This is a genomic window from Micromonospora sp. NPDC048170, assembly GCF_040652795.1.
GTDB lineage: Bacteria > Actinomycetota > Actinomycetes > Mycobacteriales > Micromonosporaceae > Micromonospora.
In genome coordinates this window covers 118,432-137,180 of sequence record NZ_JBEZMR010000013.1, presented here as the reverse complement: position 1 = coordinate 137,180, position 18,749 = coordinate 118,432, and the positions used below count along the sequence as shown (strand labels likewise).

At 72.4% G+C, this 18,749-nt stretch carries 10 protein-coding genes and 1 pseudogene; 5 read left to right on the top strand and 6 right to left on the bottom strand.

The genetic code is table 11. From position 1 onward, the window contains the following. Positions 1 to 40: 40 nt before the first annotated feature. Positions 41 to 2,002, bottom strand: a complete 1,962-nt coding sequence (locus AB0D32_RS18850) for a penicillin-binding transpeptidase domain-containing protein (protein WP_357091316.1) — start codon at positions 2,000 to 2,002, stop codon at positions 41 to 43. Between the two features lie 287 nt (positions 2,003 to 2,289). On the opposite strand from AB0D32_RS18850, the gene AB0D32_RS18845 reads away from it, so the two are divergent. After that, the gene (locus AB0D32_RS18845) at positions 2,290 to 7,365 is read left to right on the top strand and encodes an NAD-glutamate dehydrogenase (RefSeq protein ID WP_357091314.1); all 5,076 of its coding nucleotides are present in this window, start codon (positions 2,290 to 2,292) and stop codon (positions 7,363 to 7,365) included. Between the two features lie 101 nt (positions 7,366 to 7,466). Here AB0D32_RS18845 and AB0D32_RS18840 read toward each other — a convergent pair whose 3' ends face one another. Then, the gene (locus AB0D32_RS18840; protein ID WP_357091312.1) at positions 7,467 to 8,153 is read right to left on the bottom strand and encodes a class F sortase; all 687 of its coding nucleotides are present in this window, start codon (positions 8,151 to 8,153) and stop codon (positions 7,467 to 7,469) included. Between the two features lies 1 nt (position 8,154). Next, positions 8,155 to 9,222 (bottom strand): hypothetical protein, encoded by a 1,068-nt coding sequence (locus tag AB0D32_RS18835; protein ID WP_357091310.1) that lies wholly within the window; start codon positions 9,220 to 9,222, stop codon positions 8,155 to 8,157. Between the two features lie 568 nt (positions 9,223 to 9,790). On the opposite strand from AB0D32_RS18835, the gene AB0D32_RS18830 reads away from it, so the two are divergent. Beyond that, positions 9,791 to 11,584, top strand: a complete 1,794-nt coding sequence (locus tag AB0D32_RS18830) for a glycoside hydrolase family 6 protein (RefSeq protein ID WP_357091308.1) — start codon at positions 9,791 to 9,793, stop codon at positions 11,582 to 11,584. A gap of 103 nt (positions 11,585 to 11,687) precedes the next feature. On the opposite strand, the gene AB0D32_RS18825 is transcribed toward AB0D32_RS18830, so the two are convergent. The 3 genes and pseudogenes from AB0D32_RS18825 to AB0D32_RS18815 all read right to left on the bottom strand — a co-directional run bounded on the left by AB0D32_RS18825 (position 11,688) and on the right by AB0D32_RS18815 (position 13,899). Beyond that, a complete protein-coding gene (locus AB0D32_RS18825; RefSeq protein WP_357091306.1) occupies positions 11,688 to 12,071 on the bottom strand; it encodes a hypothetical protein in 384 nt (127 codons plus the stop codon). A 775-nt stretch (positions 12,072 to 12,846) separates the two neighbouring features. After that, positions 12,847 to 13,080: pseudogene (locus AB0D32_RS18820) on the bottom strand (hypothetical protein); the annotation flags it as partial. 225 nt (positions 13,081 to 13,305) lie between these two features. Further along, complete coding sequence (locus AB0D32_RS18815; protein ID WP_357091304.1) at positions 13,306 to 13,899, bottom strand: hypothetical protein; 594 nt, start codon at positions 13,897 to 13,899, stop codon at positions 13,306 to 13,308. 190 nt (positions 13,900 to 14,089) lie between these two features. Here AB0D32_RS18815 and AB0D32_RS18810 point away from each other — a divergent pair, with 190 nt between their 5' ends. The 3 genes from AB0D32_RS18810 to AB0D32_RS18800 all read left to right on the top strand — a co-directional run bounded on the left by AB0D32_RS18810 (position 14,090) and on the right by AB0D32_RS18800 (position 18,740). Continuing rightward, a complete protein-coding gene (locus AB0D32_RS18810) occupies positions 14,090 to 14,509 on the top strand; it encodes a Fur family transcriptional regulator (protein WP_357091302.1) in 420 nt (139 codons plus the stop codon). Between the two features lie 34 nt (positions 14,510 to 14,543). Continuing rightward, entirely contained in the window at positions 14,544 to 16,034 is a 1,491-nt protein-coding gene (locus tag AB0D32_RS18805) for a catalase (protein WP_357091300.1), read from the top strand. A gap of 228 nt (positions 16,035 to 16,262) precedes the next feature. Next, entirely contained in the window at positions 16,263 to 18,740 is a 2,478-nt protein-coding gene (locus AB0D32_RS18800) for a nitrate- and nitrite sensing domain-containing protein (protein WP_357091298.1), read from the top strand. The last annotated feature ends 9 nt before the right edge of the window (positions 18,741 to 18,749 follow it).

Genomic DNA, 18,749 nt, shown 5'->3' with positions numbered 1-18,749 from the left:
GCCTGCCCCGTCCGTCGGTCGAGGTGCCCGGTGGCTCTGGTCAGCGGGGGAGAGCGCGGAGGAAGCGTTCGACGGCGGGGACGGCGGTGGCGGTGCTGGCCCCGCCCTTCTCGACGAAGACCGCGAACGCGACGTCGCCCTGCCAGCCGACGAACCAGGCGTGCGTGTTCGCCGGGTTGTTGTCGTACTCGGCGGTGCCCGTCTTGCCGTGCACCGGCGCGCCCGGCACGTCCCGCAGCGCGCTGCCGCTGCCGGCCGTGACCACCTCCCGCATCATCGCCTTCACCGCCTCGACCGACTCCGGCTTGAGCTGCGGCCCGGGGGCGGCGGGTTGGGCCGGGGCCGGGTCGAGCACCAGCTTCGGCTGCTCGAAGCGACCTCGGGCGACCGCCGCGGTGGCCGACGCCATCGACAGCGGGCTGACCAGCGTGGTGCCCTGGCCGATGGCGGCGGCGGCCTGCTCCGTCGCGCCGCCGTTCGCCGAGACCTTGCCCGTGAAGGCGTCCAGGCCGACGTCCCACTGCCCCTCCAGCCCGAGGGACCGGCCGGCGACGGCCAGCCCGTCCGGGCCGAGCTTCGGCGCCAGCGCGGCGAAGGCGGTGTTGCAGGACTTGGCGAAGTCGGTGCGGAACGGCACCGGCCCCAGCGCGAAGTTGTCGGAGTTCTTGAACGGCCGGCCGTCCACGACGAAGTTCTTCGGGCAGTCCACCGTCGCGTCGGGCGTGACCGCGCCCCGATCGAGCAGGCCGAGCGCGCTGACCATCTTGAAGGTGGAACCCGGCGGGACCTGGGCGGTGAAGGCCAGGTTCTCCCCGGCCGCGCCGGGACCGTTGGCCGCGGCGAGCACCGCGCCGTCGCTGATCCGCACCGCCACCAGCGCCGCCCGGCGCTTCTCGCCGCGCAGCGCGGTGTCGGCCGCGTTCTGGGTGGCCGCGTCGAGTGTGGTCTTCAGGGGCTGCCCCGGCTTCGGCTCGCTGCGGAACACCTCGGTGCCGGTGGGCACCAGCGTGCCGTCCGGGCCGGAGCGCTCGATGAGCACGGTCAGCCCCGGCGTGCCGCGCAGCCGCTCGTCGTGGCGGCCCTGGAGGCCCCCGTGGCCGACGAGGTCACCGGCCTCGTACCGGTCGGGGTGCCGGGCGAGGTCGTCGGCCTGGGCCGGGTCGACGGAGCCGAGCACCGCCCGGGCGAACTCCCGGGTGGGCGCGAGGTCGAGCTTGTCGCTGCGGAACTTCGTGCCCGGCAGGTCGTGGACGCGCGGCTTGATCTGCCGGTACGCCTCCTCCCGCAGGGTCACCACCTCGACGAACGCGCCCGGGTCGGCGTCGGCGAGCCGCTTGGGCAGGCCGGAGAGGTCGACCGGCGGGGTGATCGCCGGCCGGATCGCCCGGAAGGCGGCGTCCAGCTTCCGGGTCAGGCCCGGGAGGTCGGTGACCTCGCTCGGTTGGAGCCCGACGCGCACCACGGGCCGGGGGGCCACGATCGGTTGGCCGGCGTCGTCGAGCACCGCCGCCCGGGTGGCGGCGTCGCGGCGCAGCCCGAGCCGGTCGCCCCGGGTGAGCTGCTCCTGCACGAGCTGCGGTTCCCAGATCACCCGCCACTCGTCGCCGCCCTGGGTGAGCCGCACCTGGCGGTCGTACGCCCAGCGGGTCTGGCCCGGCAGGGCCCAGTCGATCTTCACTGTCGCGGTCGCGACGTCCCTGGTCACCTTCGCCTCGCCCTGGCGGGTCAGCGTGGGCGGCGTGGCCGCCAGTTCGCCGGAGAGCTCCTTGAGCTCGCGGGCGACGTCGGCCGCGGGCACCTTGGCGCCGGTCGGGTCGACGAAGCCGACGGCCTGGAGGTCGCCCGAGCGCCAGCCGGCGAGGAACGCGTCGACGCTGCGCGCCGGCCCGTCACCGCCCGAGCACGCGGTGAGGGCACCGGCCGCGAGCGCGGTCGCGGCGACCAGCGCCAGCGGCGGGCGGAGTCGATTGCGGCGGGGGCGGGGAGGGTACGACAGGCGCATGGAGCGGATCTCCGATCTCGGAACTGCCCTGCACGCTAGTACGGCCTCGCCGTCCGCACTGTCCCCCCTCGCCCGGGAAGTGCGGAAAGAGGGCTGGTGCCGGGGTGATGAACGACTGGAGGCGGGGTACTCCCGGACCGGCCAACCTCGTACCCGCAACGGGTGAAAGGACGAAGTCCCGATCCGGACGTCCGCACTGTGGTCCGCCGTGTAAGGGGCGGAAGGGCAGGGCCTAGGCTGGGCGTCAGAGTGACCCACAACGCGGTGGGTCGAGGGGAGTGGCACCGATGGACCGGCGTCCGGCGATCAAACCGGGACCCGACCTCCGGCAGGCTGACACCAGCCGGGACGACAGCTTCGATTCGGCAACCGACGGGGACGGCTTCGGCCGGCTCGACACAGGAGTTACCGGGATGACCGGTTCGAGTATCGACACACTTTACGATCTGGGCCTACCCGCTGACGCGCTGGCCGACGTGGAGGACGACGAGCTCGACGAGCCGGTCCCGAACGCGGAGCGCCTGGTGGCCCAGGCGGTCGCGCTGGCCGGCGACGACCACGACGCGGCGACCCTGGTCAGCCGCTTCTGGCGGTTCGCGCCGGACGAGGAGCTGATCGGCTTCACCGCCGAGGAGATGCTGGAGGCGGCCCGCGCACATCGCGACCTCGCCCAGCAGCGGGTACCGGGCGAGTTGAAGCTGCGGATCCACGAGCCGGACGCCGACCAGCACCACACGGTCATCGAGATCGTCACCGACGACATGCCGTTCCTGGTCGACTCGGTGACCGCCCTGCTCAACTCGCACCACCTGGACGTGCACCTGCTGGTCCACCCGCTGGTGGTGGTCCGGCGCGAGCCACTGGGCCAGCTGCTCGAGGTCTCCGCCGACGTCGAGCCGGACGACGCCCTCTCCGGCGACCTGGTCGAGAGCTGGATGCACATCGAGGTCGACCCGGTGCGCGACGCCGACGAGCGGGACACCCTGCGCCGGGAGCTCCATCGGGTGCTCACCGACGTGCGCGAGGCGGTGGAGGACTGGCCGAAGATGCGCCAGCGGGCCCTCGCCCTCGCCGACGAGCTGGCCGCCGCGCGGACGTCGGACAACCGGCCGCCGGTCCCGGAGAAGGACATCACGGACTCGGTGGAGCTGCTGCGTTGGCTTGCCCACGACCACTTCACCTTCCTGGGCTACCGGGAGTACCGGCTGGCCGACACCGACGAGCCGGCGGCCGGGGACGGGGACCGCGGCAACGGCCAGGCCCTGGAGGCGGTGCTCGGCACCGGGCTGGGCATCCTGCGCCAGGACTCCCCGGAGGCCCGGCCGCTGTCGTCGATGACGCCCGAGGCGCACGACAAGGTCACCGAGAAGCGCCTGCTGATCATCACCAAGGCGAACTCGCGGGCCACCGTGCACCGTTCCGCCTACCTCGACTACATCGGCTTCAAGATCTTCAACGAGGCCGGCGAGGTGGTCGGCGAGCGGCGCTTCCTGGGCCTGTTCTCCACGGCCGCGTACCGGACCAGCGTCCAGGAGCTGCCGGTGGTCCGCCGCAAGGTGGCCGAGGTGCTGGACCGCTCCGGCCTGAGCCAGCGCAGCCACTCCGGCAAGGACCTGCTCCAGATCCTGGAGACCTACCCGCGCGACGAGCTGTTCCAGATCAAGACCGAGGACCTCTACCACGCGGTGATCGGCGTCCTGCGGATGGCCGGCCGCCGGCAGCTGCGGGTGTTCCTGCGCCGGGACGCGTACGGGCGGTTCATCTCCTGCCTGATCTATCTGCCCCGGGACCGGTTCACCACGCAGAACCGGCTGCGGATGCAGGACATCCTGCTCCGCGAGCTGAACGGCGTCGGGGTCGACTACACGACCCGGGTCACCGAGTCGATGCTCGCCCGGGTGCACTTCATCGTCCGGACCGACCCGACCGGGGCCCCGGTCGACATCGACGCCGACCTGCTCGCCGAGGAGCTGGCCGACGCCACCCGGCTCTGGGACGACGACTACCGGCTGGTGCTGGAGCGCAAGCTCGGCGACGAGCAGGCCAAGCACCTGTTCACCCGGTACGCCGACGCCTTCCCCGAGGGCTACAAGGACGGCCACACGCCGTACGAGGCGATGAAGGACCTGGCGAAGCTGGAGCTGCTGGAGGAGCCCGGCCAGCTGGAGATGCACCTGTTCCGCAAGCAGCTCGCGCCGCGGGCCGGCGGGCGGGGGCCGGACGTCGACGAGGCGATGGACGTCCGGTTCAAGGTCTACCGCTACGGCGAGCCGATGATGCTCTCCGCCGTGCTGCCGGTGCTGCACTCACTCGGCGTCAAGGTGGTCGACGAACACCCGCACGAGGTGGACCGGATCGACGGTCGGGTCTACCTCTACGACTTCGGGCTGCGTCTGCCCGAGGGGCACCAGGAGCTGGCCGAGGTGCGCCCGCACGTGGAGAACGCCTTCGCGGCGGCGTGGCGGGGCGAGGCCGAGGTGGACGGCTTCAACGAGCTGGTGCTGCGCGCCGGTCTCACCTGGCGGCAGGTGGTGGTGCTGCGCGCGTACGCGAAGTACCTGCGCCAGGCCGGCACGGTCTTCTCCCAGGAGTACATGGAGCAGACCTTCATCGCGTACCCGAGGATCGCCGCCCTGCTGGTGGAGCTGTTCGAGGTGCGGTTCGCGCCCGGCGCGGACGGCCACGAGCAGCGGCAGCAGCGCAGCGCCGAGCTGGTGGGCGACATCCGGACCGCGCTGGACGATGTCGCCAGCCTCGACCAGGACCGGATCCTGCGTTCCTACCTGACGATGATCCAGGCCACCCTGCGCACCAGCTTCTACCAGAAGCGCACCGACGGGCGGCCGAAGTCGTACGTGGCGCTCAAGCTGGACCCGCAGGCGATCCCGGACCTGCCGGCGCCCCGGCCGAAGTTCGAGGTCTTCGTATACTCGCCGCGCTTCGAGGGCGTGCACCTGCGGTTCGGGTCGGTGGCCCGGGGCGGGCTGCGCTGGTCCGACCGCCGCGAGGACTTCCGCACCGAGGTGCTCGGCCTGGTCAAGGCGCAGATGGTGAAGAACGCCGTGATCGTGCCGGTCGGCGCGAAGGGCGGCTTCGTGCTCAAGCAGAAGCCGGGGGACCGGGACGAGGCGGTCGTCTGTTACAAGGAGTTCATCTCGGCGCTGCTGGACGTCACCGACAACATCGTCGCCGGTGAGATCGTGCCGCCGGAGGACGTGGTCCGGCACGACAGCGACGACCCGTACATGGTGGTCGCGGCGGACAAGGGCACTGCCTCCTTCTCCGACATCGCCAACGAGATCTCCACGGCGCACAACTTCTGGCTCGGCGACGCGTTCGCCTCGGGCGGCTCCGCCGGGTACGACCACAAGAAGATGGGCATCACCGCCCGGGGCGCCTGGGAGTCGGTGAAGCGGCACTTCCGCGAGCTGGGGCACGACACCCAGACCGCGGACTTCACCGTGGTCGGCGTCGGCGACATGTCGGGCGACGTGTTCGGCAACGGGATGCTGCTGTCGAAGCACATCCGGCTGGTGGCCGCGTTCGACCACCGGCACATCTTCCTCGACCCGGATCCGGACGCCGCCACCTCGTACGCCGAGCGGAAGCGGCTGTTCGAGCTGCCCCGCTCGTCGTGGGAGGACTACGACCCGAAGCTGATCTCGGCCGGCGGCGGGGTGCACTCGCGTACGGCCAAGTCGGTGCCGATCTCGGCGCAGGTCCGCGAGGTGCTGGGCCTTGCCGACGACGTGACGCAGCTCTCCCCGCAGGAGCTGATGAAGGCGGTCCTTACCGCGCCGGTCGACCTGTTCTGGAACGGCGGCATCGGCACGTACGTGAAGGCGTCCAGCCAGACCAACGCGGAGGTGGGCGACAAGTCCAACGACGCGATCCGGGTGGACGGCAGGAACCTGCGGTGCCGGGTGGCCGGCGAGGGCGGCAACCTGGGCTGGACCCAGCACGGCCGGATCGAGTACGCCCAGACCGGCGGCCGGATCTACACGGACTTCATCGACAACGCGGCCGGGGTGGACTGCTCCGACCACGAGGTGAACATCAAGATCCTGCTGAACACGGCGGTCGCCGACGGCGCGCTGTCCCTCCCCGAGCGGGACGAGCTGCTCGCCGACATGACCGACGAGGTCGCCGAGCTGGTGCTGCGGGACAACTACGACCAGGCCCGGGCGGTCAACAACGCGCAGGCGCAGGCCGCCTCGCTGCTGCCGGTGCACCGGCGGATGATCACCGAGCTGGAGCGTTCCGGGGCGCTGGAGCGGTCCCTGGAGGCGCTGCCGCCGGACGACGAGCTGGCGGTGCGGACCGAGTCCGGGCTGACCGCGCCGGAGTTCGCGGTGCTGCTCGCGTACGTCAAGATCGTCCTTGAGACGGAGATCCTCGCCGAGGGGCTCGCGGACGAGGAGTGGACGACCGACGTCCTGGTCAACTACTTCCCGACGCCGATGCGCGAGCGGTTCGCCGACCGGATGGGCCAGCACCGGCTGCGCCGGGACATCGTCACGACGGTGCTGGTCAACGAGGCGATCAACCGGGGCGGCATCACGTTCGTCTTCCGGGTGGTCGAGGAGACGGCCGCCTCGGCGGCGGACGTGATCCGGGCGTACGTCGTGGTCCGCGAGGTGTTCGGGCTGGGCGCGCTGTGGGACGCGGTGGAGGCCCTGGACAACAAGGTCGCCCCGGAGTTGCAGACCAGCGTCTACCTGGACACCCGACGCCTGCTCGACCGGGCGGTACGGTGGCTGGTGACCAACCGCCGCTCGCCGATCGACGTGCCGGCGGAGATCGCCCGGCTGCGAGACGGTGTGGCCCGGCTCCTGCCCGACCTGGAGGAGCGCTTCCACGGCAGCGAGCGGGAGTCGCTCGCGGCGCACATCGACTCGCTCACCGAGCGGGGGCTGCCGCGCGACCTGGCGGAGCAGGCGACCCGGCTGATGTACAGCTTCGGGCTACTCGACGTGGTGGAGACCGCGGCGAGCAGCGGGCGGGACGTCGGCGAGGTGGCCTCGGTCTACTTCGTGCTCTCCGACCGGTTCCGGGTCGACTCGCTGCTGTCGAAGATCTCCCTGCTGCCGCGTGAGGACCGCTGGCAGACGCTGGCCCGGATGGCGCTGCGCTACGACCTGTACGCCGCGCTGGCCGCGCTGACGGTGGAGGTGCTCGACTCCACCGCCGACACCCTGTCGCCGCAGGAACGGGTGCTCCAGTGGGAGCAGTCGAACGCCACCTCGATCCACCGCGCCGAGCGGGCGATGGGTGAGTTCGACGAGTCCCGGGCGGATCTCGCCGCCCTGTCGGTGCTGCTGCGCCAGATCCGCACCCTGGTGCGGACCTCCGCCGCCGCCTGACGCGTACGGCACGCGGTCCGGCCGGTCGGGCTTCCCGACCGGCCGGACCGCGTCCGTCGTACCGTCTGGTGAAGGGCTTGCGCCGTGCCTCGGTTGCCCGCTCACGCGGGCATGGAGGCGAAGACGACCACGTTGTCCGGGTAGCTGCCGGCGGCCTGGTCGAAGGTTCCGCCGCAGGTCACCACCCGCAGCCCGGCCCGGTCGCTGGGGCCGTAGACCTGTTCGGTCGGGAACTCGGTCTTCGGGTACGCCTTGACCGTCTCGACCGTGAAGGTGGCCTGCTGCCCGTCCTCGCGGGTGACGGTGATGGTGTCGCCCGGTTGCAGGGCGCCGAGGGAGAAGAAGACCGCCGGCCCGATCTTCGCCGAGTCGACGTGCCCGACGATGACCGCGTTGCCGATCTCGCCCGGGCTGGGCCCCGGCTCGTACCAGCCGGCCAACTGCGCCTGCTCCAGCGGCGGCACCTGGACGGTGCCGTCCGGGTTGGTGCCGAGCGACATGATCGAGGCGTCGACCCCGATCCGGGGGATGGCGATCGTGGTGGGGGCGGAGCGGGCCAGGCCCGTGGCGGCGGCGACGTCCGGGTCCCCACCCGGGTCCCGGGTGTCGGCGACCGCCGGCCCGGTGCTGGCGGGCGCGGCCACGGGCTGTGGTGGGCGGGAAGCGGGCGCGGTCTTGAACGAGGCCCCGATCAGGCCGGCGCCCACCATGGCGACCACGACGACGGCGGCCGCGCCGGCGGCGCGCCACGGTTTCCCGTGACGGCCGCCGGCCGGTGTCGCCGTCATGTCAGACGAAGGACTCATCGGTCCGACGCCGGCGCATCAGCACGAGGCCGCCCAGGGCGGCTGCGCCGACCAGGCTCGCCCCACCGGCGGCCAGGCCCCGGTCGGTGCCGGCACCGACGCCACCGTCACCACCGTCGACCCCGCCGCGCGGCAGCACGACCAGCTCGCCCTCGCCGCACGAGCCCTTGAGCTCGTAGCGGCCCGGCTTGGCGTCCTCGGAGACCTTGGCCTCGCCGTAGTAGACGAAGTCCCGCTTGTGCTCCCAGCGGTCCTTGTCCTTGCCGTAGCTGCCGGACTCCTCGTCCGACCAGCCGTTGTCGTGGCCCTTGCGGTCGTTCTCGTCGGAGCCCCACTTGTCCTTGTTCTCGTGGTCCTTGCGGTCGCGCTCGTCGGAGCCCCACTTGTCCTTGTTCTCGTGGTCCTTGCGGTCGCGCTCGTCCGAGCCCCACTCGTCCTTGTTGTCGCGGCCCTCGCGGTCGGACTTGTCGTGGCCCTTGTCGCCGCGGTCACCCTCGGCGTCCTGGCCGTGCTCGTAGCCCTTCCAGTCGCGCTCGCCCTCGCCACCGGCGGTGTCGGCGGCGCCGCCGCCCTGGCCGCTGTTGGACGGCTGCCCCGGCTTGCCGTTCTCGTCCTTGCCGTGGTCCTTGTCCTTGTCCTTGCCGTGGTCCTTGTCCTTGCCGTCGTGGTCCTTGCCCTTGTCGTGGTCCTTGCCGTCGTGGTCCTTGCCCTTGTCGTGGTCCTTGCCCTTGTCGTGGTCCTCGTGATCGCGGCCCTTGTCGCGGTCGCGGGAGTCCTCCTCCCCGCCACGCCAGTCGCCCCGGTCCTCGGCCGACTTGAGCTTCACCTTGCCGGTGACCTTCGACCAGACGAAGGCGTGCTCCTGCCGCTCCGAGCAGACCTCGATCAGCTTGACCGTCTCGCCCGCCTTGACGACGTGCGGCTTGGCGTAGACCTTGCCCTCGTCCTCGTGGTGGCCGTCCGCGAACGCGATCCCCGGCGTGAACACGAGCAGGGAGGCCCCACCGAGGGCAGCGCCCGCAACGACTTTCCCGAGCATCTTGTTTGCCATGACCTGCGTCACTCCATCCCCTGTTGTCCTGGGCTCGGCGACAACCGAGCTACGGACGACGTTAGACCGTTTCACGAGCTATGAAAGGAAAGATTCGTGTTTTGGTACTTCGCGGACCTAAGGGCGGTAGGGGCGCTACGCAGCCTTAGCGGCTTATGACAGTGGGCCCGGGCGGTTCCCGCCTCGTGGCGCCGCCAAGGCACGCTCGGGCGGCTCGCGCCGGGACGGTCGCATCGTCCGGTCCCGTCCGCCCCAGAGATCGTCGGGAGCCCCGGCCGGCTCCCGCGTCTCATCGAGGCATTGCCATGGAAGCGCTCCCATGCAAGAATCGCTGCACGCGGTTCGGGGAGCCACACCGCGTAGGCAGGAGTCGAGGGCACCGGTCCGCCGGACGACCTCCCGCCTCCCGGCCGGCCATCGTCGCCGGTCGGACCACCACCAAAAACGCCCGTCCGGGTCGGGCACCCCCGAAGCACCCCGTGGCACCGGCGGACGTCCGCGCAGGACGCCATCGGGCCGTATCGCCGGGCCGTTCGCGGATCCGGTCTCGCCCAAGGAGATCAGTGGCATGAATGTGTGGAGAAGGCTGTCCGGCCCACGCCGGGCCCTCGCGCTCGGCGGCGCGGGCGCTCTGGTCGCGGGCGGGCTGGTGACCCTGCCGGTCACCATGGCGCACGCCGCGACCCAGTGCGACGTGTCGTACACGACCAGCGACTGGCAGGGTGGGTTCACCGCCACCGTCAACATCAAGAACGTCGGCGACGCCCTCAACGGCTGGACGCTCGGCTTCACGTTCCCCGACGGGAACCAGCGGGTGCAGCAGGGCTGGTCGGCCCGCTGGACGCAGACCGGTCAGAACGTCACCGCGCAGAGCGAATCCTGGAACGGCGCGGTGGCCAGCGGCGCCACGGTGAGCGTCGGCTTCAACGGCGCCTGGAGCGGCAGCAACCCCAAGCCCACCTCGTTCACGCTCAATGGCGTGACCTGCAACGGGGGCGGCACCAACCCGACCACGCCGCCGCCGAGCACCCCGCCCCCGACCACGCCGCCGCCGACCACGCCGCCGCCGACCACCCCACCGCCGACCACGCCGCCGCCCGGGCAGCGCGTGGACAACCCCTACCTGAACGCCCAGGGGTACGTGAACCCGGAGTGGAAGGCAAAGGCCGAATCGGTGTCCGGCGGCAGCCGGGTGTCGAGCAACCCGACCGCCGTCTGGATCGACCGGATCGCCGCCATCAACGGCACCCCGGACAGCAGCTCCAACGGCGCGATGGGCGTGCGGAACCACCTGGACAAGGCCCTCGAGCAGGGCGCGGACTACATCCAGTTCGTCATCTACAACCTGCCCGGCCGGGACTGCGCCGCGCTGGCCTCCAACGGTGAGCTGCAAGCTCACGAGCTGCCCCGCTACAAGGCCGAGTACATCGACCCGATCGCCGCGATCCAGGGCGACCCGAAGTACGCCGGCCTGCGGATCGTCAACATCATCGAGATCGACTCGCTGCCGAACCTGGTGACCAACACCTCCGGCAACCCCGGCGGCACCGCGATGTGCGACACGGTGAAGGCCAACGGCGCCTACGTCAACGGCGTCGGCTACGCCCTGTCGAAGCTGGGCGCGATCGGCAACGTCTACAACTACATCGACGCCGCCCACCACGGCTGGATCGGTTGGGACAGCAACTTCAGCCCGACCGCGCAGATCCTGAAGGACGCCGCCGTCGCTTCCGGCAGCACGGTGAACAACGTCCACGGCTTCATCGTCAACACCGCCAACTACTCGGCGCTGCGCGAGCCGTACGTCAAGATCACCGACTCGGTGAACGGGACCACCGTGCGGCAGTCCAAGTGGATCGACTGGAACTTCTACGTGGACGAGCTGTCGTTCGCCCAGGCGTTCCGCAACGAGCTGGTGGCCAAGGGCTTCGACTCGAAGATCGGCATGCTGATCGACACGTCCCGCAACGGCTGGGGCGGCTCCGCCCGGCCCACCGGCCCGGGTTCGACGACCACTGTGGACACGTACGTCAACGGTGGTCGGGTCGACCGTCGGATCCACGCCGGCAACTGGTGCAACCAGTCCGGTGCCGGCCTGGGCGAGCGCCCGAAGGCCGCGCCGGAGCCGGGCATCGACGCGTACGTCTGGGTGAAGCCCCCGGGCGAGTCGGACGGTTCCAGCAGGGAGATCCCGAACAACGAGGGCAAGGGCTTCGACCGGATGTGCGACCCGACCTACACCGGTAACGCCCGCAACGGCAACAGCATGAGCGGTGCCCTGCCGGACGCCCCGATCTCGGGCGCCTGGTTCCCCGCGCAGTTCACGCAGCTCATGCAGAACGCGTACCCGCCGCTCTCCTGACACCGGCGCCCACCCGCCGCTGGCAGTCAGGTGAGGCGCTCCAGCGGCAGGTTCCCCGGGCCCCCGGCCCGACCGTCCGACGGTCGGGCCGGGGGCCCCTCGGTCAGGGCACCGTCTTCTCGATCGCCGCGCGGCCCAGCTCGGCCAGGTCCCGGCGGGCCCGCTCGACGTTCTCCGGCGTGAGGTCCTGCCCCCGGGCCGCCACCAGGTCCTCCGGCTCCCAGGGCTGCTCGGCCCCGGTGCGGATGTTGTCCGGGGCGGCGCCCGTGCCGGTGCCGGTCGCGCCGGTGCCGGCGGCGTACGGGTCGCCGATCAGATCGTCGCTCCGCGCGCCGCCACCCGGCCGGTCCCCGGGGCCGGTGAACGACGGAGTGTCGCGGTCGGCGCCGCCACCGGTCATCAGCTGCGGGATGCCGGTGTCGTCCTCGACCGCCGCGGCCACCTCCGGGCGTTCCTCCAGCGGCCGGTCCCGGTCACGATCCGTCATGTCGCTGCCCTCCTGTCGCCAGGTGGTCTCCTGATCCTGCTCGCGTACCCGGCGAGGCGCTCCCCATTCCCGCCCGCCGGTGTAAGGAAGGGACCCTTCCTCTACCGCAAGCGTGAACAAGGGGCCCTTCCTTACGCCGGCGTGGAGTGGGGGCCGGGTGCGGGTGTGCGCGGGCACCCCCGGCCGACCGGCCGGGGGCGCCTGCGGAAGCCGGTCAGCGCCCGAGTACCCGGTCCAGGAAGTCGCGGTAGTGGCGGACGGCCATCCGGAGCTGCTCGGTGTCGGCGGATCCGGCGTCCTGCCAGCCGCCCAGCTTGTTCTTCTGCGAGGAGAGCGCCGAGGAGAGCGCCTGGATGGCCTCGTCGACGAGCGACTGGGCCTCCCCGGCCGCCGCGCGGGGGTCGTCCACGAACCGCAGTTGGACGTCCCGCCAACGGTCCCGGAAGCCCTGCGCCATCGCGGGGTCGAGGAGGCTGGCCGGCTCGGCGGCCACCGTCGCGCCTGCCGGCCGGTCGGTCCCGGCGGCCCCCAGTGTCCCGGTGCCCGCCCGGCCCGTCGGCGCGTGTTCGGCGTCCGGGTCGACCATGGCCGGCGTGGCGCTGCCGTACCCGGCGGCGCCGGCCGCACCGCTCTCGGAGTCGCCGGTCGGGCCGGTCAGGTCGGCCCGCCGCTCGGGTCGGCCGTCGGTGGCGTCCGGGGGCAGGGTCTCCGTGCCGCGCCGGCGGGCCTGCCGGCCGTCGGGCTGGTCGTCGCCGAGCCCGACGGACGGGTGGAGATCGGCGGTCGGGTCCGCCCGGCGGCCCTCCCGTGGGCCGTCCACCGCGCCGTCGCCCGGCCGCGCGGTCGATTCCGTACGCGGGTCGGGCTCGTCCTCGGGCAGGGGGCTGGCCAGGGCGGACGCGGCGACCGCGCCGCCGACGCTGGTGGCGCCGAAGGCCGTCGGCACCGGCCCCGGCTGGTGGAACGCGGGCCGGTCGCCGTCGGTGTCCCGCTCGGCCGACCGGCTCCTGCCGGCGCTGCCGCCCTGTGGTGGCCCGGCGTCGGCCCGGCGGGCCCGGCCCTGCTCGTCGGCGATCGCCGGATCGTCGAAGGTGCCCCGGTCGTCGAGGGCGTCCTCGGGTACGGCGGCCCGGCCGGCGCGGTCGCCCGGAGGCGTCACCGGCACCGGCTCGGAGCGGACGGCCTCGGGGTGCTCGTTGCCCACCCGCTGCTCTTCCTGGCGCATGGTCTCCTCCTAGCGGCTCGTGACGTCGTGCTGGATGTCCGGGTTGCGCTGCTCGGCCGGTCGGTCGGCGACCGGCTCCTCGCCGAGCAGGTCGGCGAAGAGGGCGCGGTAGTGCACGACGGCCTGGCGGAGTTCCTCGGTGCTCGCCTCGCCCCGGGAGTTGCGCAGGTGGATCTCGTGGGCGTCGCGGTAGTGGCCCAGCGTGCGGGCGTGCTCGACGGAGAGGTGGGCGATCTGGTCGGAGAACTCGCCGGTCGGGTAGCCCCGTTCGGCGATGAGCCGGGTGACCAGTTCGTCCGCGTCGCCGACGGTCTCGGCGGGGGAGTCGACGAAGCGGACCTGGAGCTCCTCCCACGCGGCGGCGTACCGGGCCCGGGACTCGGGGGCGAGCGGGGTGAGGGTGAGGTCCGCGTGGCGGCGTTCCCGCTCCCGCAGCTCCCGCTCGGCGGCGGCCCTGCTGTCCTGCTCGGCGACGGTGCGGTCGTACTCGGGACCGAACCGTGACCGCAGCGCGCGGCGGCGGGCGTACGACCGGGCGGCCACGGCAACGGCCGCGATCACCAGCACGACGAGAACTATGACGATTACCTGCGTGGGCGACATGGCTCCTCCTTCGTGAGGTGGTATTCCCTCCGCTCACTGATCGCCAATCCCGTTCCGGGGCACTTTCCTGACGAACCCGGTCGTCACGAGCCCGGCCGTCCGGATTCCGCGCTGCGGCATGACGAGTCACACAGGGTGATCGGGGCCGCCAAAATTTGACTCATTCCAGAAAAGGCGCTTGGGTGGGGTGATGCCGGTCGAGTCCGATGCCGAACGCCTGCGGGCGGCCGGGCTGCGTGTCACGCAGCCCCGGCTCGCGGTGCTCGCGACGGTGCGCGACCGGCCGCACCTCGATGCCGACACGATCACCCGGCTCGCCCGGCTCCGCCTGGGGCGGATCTCGGGCCAGGCGGTCTACGACGTCCTGCGCGCGCTCACCGGCGCGGGCCTGCTGCGCCGGTTCGCCCCGGCCGGTGGGCCGGCCCGGTACGAGCTGGCCGGGGCCGACCACGACCACCTGGTCTGCCGGGACTGCGGCGCGATCGTCGACACCCGGCGCAACCGGGCCCCCGGGCCCTGCCTCGACCCCGGGGCCTCCGCCTTCGCGGTGGAGTTCACCGAGGTCACCTACTGGGGCCGGTGCCCCGGGTGTCAGCCGCGGCACGACTGACGCCAGCCCGCCACACCCGATCAGGAGGAGAGCCATGAGCGACCCACAGGCCAACAGGCCGATCCTCACCACCCGTCAGGGTCACCCCGTGCACAACAACCAGCAGCAGCGGACGGTCGGTTCGCGCGGCCCGGCGACGCTGGAGAACTACCACTTCCTGGAGAAAATCAGCCACTTCGACCGGGAACGGATCCCGGAGCGGGTGGTGCACGCCCGCGGCTTCGTCGCACACGGCGAGTTCGAGGCGTACGGGACGATCGGCGACCAGCCGGCGTCGACGTACACCCGCGCCAAGCTGTTCCAGAGCAAGGGCAAGAAGACGCCGGTCACCATCCGCTTCTCCACCGTCATCGGCGGCCGGGACTCCTCCGAGGCGGCCCGCGACCCGCGCGGCTTCGCGGTCAAGTTCCGCACCGAGGACGGCAACTGGGACATGGTGGGCAACAACCTCCAGGTCTTCTTCATCCGCGATGCGATCAAGTTCCCCGACGTGATCCACTCGCTGAAGCCGGACCCGGTCACCTTCCGCCAGGAGCCGAACCGGATCTTCGACTTCATGTCGAACACGCCCGAGTCGATGCACATGCTGACCTGGCTCTTCTCCCCGTACGGCATCCCGAAGAACTACCGGACGATGCGCGGCTCCGGGGTGAACACCTACCGCCTCGTCAACGCCGAGGGCGAGGGCGTACTGGTCAAGTTCCACTGGCTGACCCAGCAGGGTGAGCACAACCTGACCCAGGCCGAGGCGGACGCCATCCAGGCCACCGACCTGGGCCACGCCTCGAAGGACCTCTACGAGGCGATCGAGCGCGGCGACCACCCGAAGTGGGAGCTCAACGTCCAGGTCATGAGCGACGACGAGCACCCGGAGCTGGACTTCGACCCGCTCGACGACACCAAGATCTGGCCGGAGGAGGACTTCCCCTACCTGCCCGTCGGCATGATGACGCTCAACCGCAACATCACCGACCACCACAACGAGAACGAGCAGATCGCCTTCGGCACCGGCGTGCTGGTCGACGGCATCGACTTCTCCGACGACAAGATGCTGGTCGGCCGGACGTTCTCCTACTCGGACACCCAGCGCTACCGGGTCGGCCCGAACTACCTCCAGCTGCCGGTCAACCGGCCGCGTGAGGACGTGCGGGTCAGCACCAACCAGGGTGGCGGCCAGATGTCGTACGGGGTGGACAACCGCGGCGCCAACCCGCACATCAACTTCGAGCCGTCCTCGGTCGCCGGCCTCCAGGAGGCGGACGAGTCCTACCGGGAGTTCCGCCCGTTCGTCTCGGGTCAGATCATGAAGGCCCCGATCGAGCGGCAGAACAACTACGCCCAGGCCGGCCGGCGCTTCCGCGAGATGGCCGACTGGGAGCGGGACGACCTGGTCCTCAACCTCACCACCCTGCTGGCCCAGTGCGACAAGCACATCCAGGAGAGGATGGTCTGGCACTTCAGCCAGTGCGACGAGGAGTACGGCCGACGGGTCGCCGAGGGCCTCGGCATCTCCGCCGACGCCTGATCCGTACCGCCACGAACGCCCCGCCGGTCTCCGGCGGGGCGTTCGTCGACTGTGGACGTCTTCCGGTACGCCCGACACGACGGACGGTAGTGCATCGGGCGAGGATTACGTATCCTGCCCAAGGCGTCCGCCGGACCGCCCCCGTACGAGGGCCGGGACCGTCCGACCGCGACGCTGCCCGGCCGGTGCCGGCGCCCCCGCAGCCACACCTCTCCGGGCGAGGTCTGATTGAACACCCGCGACTGGCCGATCCGCTCCAAACTGACCGCACTGGTCGTCGTGCCCGTGACGGCGCTGCTGGCGCTCTGGATCTTCGCCACCACGCTCACCTTCGGGCCGGCCCTCGACCTGCTCGCCGCCCGCACCCTCCTCTACGACCTCGGCCACCCCGGCGAGACCGTGGTGGCCGAGCTGCAACGGGAGCGCCGGCTCTCGGTGGTCCAACTCGCCGGCGACGGCACCGCTCCCGGGCTCGCCGAGCAGCGGCAGCGGACCGACCGGGCGATCGCGGAGCTGCGCCGCCGGGTCGGCGGGGAGGACCTGCGCGATGCCGCCGACGACATCCTCGACGCCCGGCTCGACCAGCTGGTCACGGCGCTGGAGTCGCTGCCCGCCGGGCGGGAGTTCATCGACCGGCGGGCGGTGGACCGGGCCGGGGCGATCGGGCTCTACAGCGGGATGATCAACTCGGCCTTCCTGGCGTTCTCCGCCATGGCCAACCTGCCCGACCAGGACCTCAACCGGCAGGCGCTCGCCCTCACCGCGCTCGGCCGCTCCCGGGAGTTGCTCGGGCAGACCGACGCACTGCTCGCCGGGGTGTTCACCGCCGGCCGGTTCGCCGACGGCGAGCACCTCCAGCTGGTGCAGACCATCGGCAACCAGCGGTTCCTCGCCGAGACTGCGGTCGCCGACCTGCCGGGCCCCGAGCGCGCCGCGTTCCAGCGGATGACCGAGGGGCCGGCCTTCGGCCGGTTGCGGACGATGCAGGACACGCTGATCGGCGCCGGTTCGTCCACCCGGCCGGCCGTCGACCCGGCCGCCTGGCAGGAGAACCACCAGACGGTGCAGCAGGCGCTGCGGGCCTTCGAGCTGGCCCAGGCAGACGGGCTCGCCGACCGGTCGGTGCCGACGGCCGTACGCATCCTGGTCCGGCTCGGCGCCGCCGGGGTGCTGGGTCTGGTCGCCGTCGTGGTCTCGGTCCTCGTGTCGCTGCGGGTCGGCCGTGGCCTCGCGCACCGGCTCACCGGCGTACGCAACGCCGCGCTGGAGACAGCCGAGCGCCGGCTGCCGGACGTGGTGGCCCGGCTGCGCCGGGGCGAGCAGGTCGACGTCGCCCGGGAGGCACCCCCGCTGGAGTACGGCGCCGACGAGATCGGCCAGGTGGCGCGGGCGTTCAGCGAGGTGCAGCGCACCGCTGTCCAGTCGGCCGTCGACGAGGTCACCCTGCGCCGGGGGCTCAACGAGGTGTTCCTCAACATCGCCCGGCGCAGCCAGGGGCTGGTGCACCGGCAGCTCGCGCTGCTCGACCGGATGGAGCGGCACACCGAGGACCCGGACGAGTTGGCCGAGCTGTTCCGTGTCGACCACCTCGCCACCCGGCTGCGGCGGCACGCCGAGGACCTGGTCATCCTGGCCGGCGCGGCCCCCGGGCGGGGCTGGCGCAACCCGGTCGCGGCCGTCGACCTCGTCCGGGGCGCGATCTCCGAGGTCGAGTCGTACGACCGGGTCGACATCACCGCCGTGGCACCCGCCGGCGTGCTCGGGCGGGCCGTCGGCGACGTGATCCACCTCCTCGCCGAGCTGATCGAGAACGCCACCGCGTTCTCGGGGCCGAAGACCCGGGTGGAGGTCTCCGGGCAGCACGTGGCGAACGGCTACGCGGTGGAGGTCACCGACCGGGGCCTGGGCATGTCCGACGCCGCGCTGGAGGAGACCAACCGGCGGCTGGCCCGCTCGCCCGACTTCGAGCCGACCGAGACCGCCCGCCTCGGCCACTTCGTGGTGGCCCGCCTCGCCGCCCGGCACGGGATCCGGGTGCGGCTGCGCCCGTCCGACGGCGGCGGGCTGACCGCCGTGGTGCTCATCCCCGTCGACCTGGTCACCGAAGAGCCCTCCCTGCCGCCGACCGGTGGCCCGCCGGTGGCGCGCCGGTCCGCGGCGACGCCGGAGGAACGGCGGCTCGCCCGGGCGGGCCGGCTGGGCACGGTGCCACACCCGGCCCTTCCCGCCGGGCCAGCCTCGACGCCCTCCGCCGCCGCCCCGGCCTCCGGCGGTCCCGCCCCGGCCGGTCCGGCTCCCGGCGCTCCGGCTTCCGGCGGTCCCGCCGCCGTCGAGGCGGTCGGCGAGATCGACGGGCTGCCCCGTCGGGTGCGTCGGCGGCCGCCGGCGGTGCGGCCCCGGCAGCCCGCCCAGGATCAGCCCGCGGGGCAGCCGTCCGTGGGGGACGCCCCGGGGCGGCTCTCCGCGCTGGACGGTCCGACGCTGCGGCAACCCGTGATCGAAAGTCCGGCCCCACGCAGCCCGGAGGAGGCGCGACGGATCATGTCCGCCCTCCAGGCCGGCACGGCCCGGGGCCGGGCGGCGGCCACCGGGACGGACCCGGAGCAGGCCGCTGCCGGCATCGACGACCGGCAGGGCCCGCCGCGCGACGACCCGAGCCCCACCCCGGCCGAGCGGCCGGCGGACCGAACCCACGACCGCAACTGAGAGGGACGC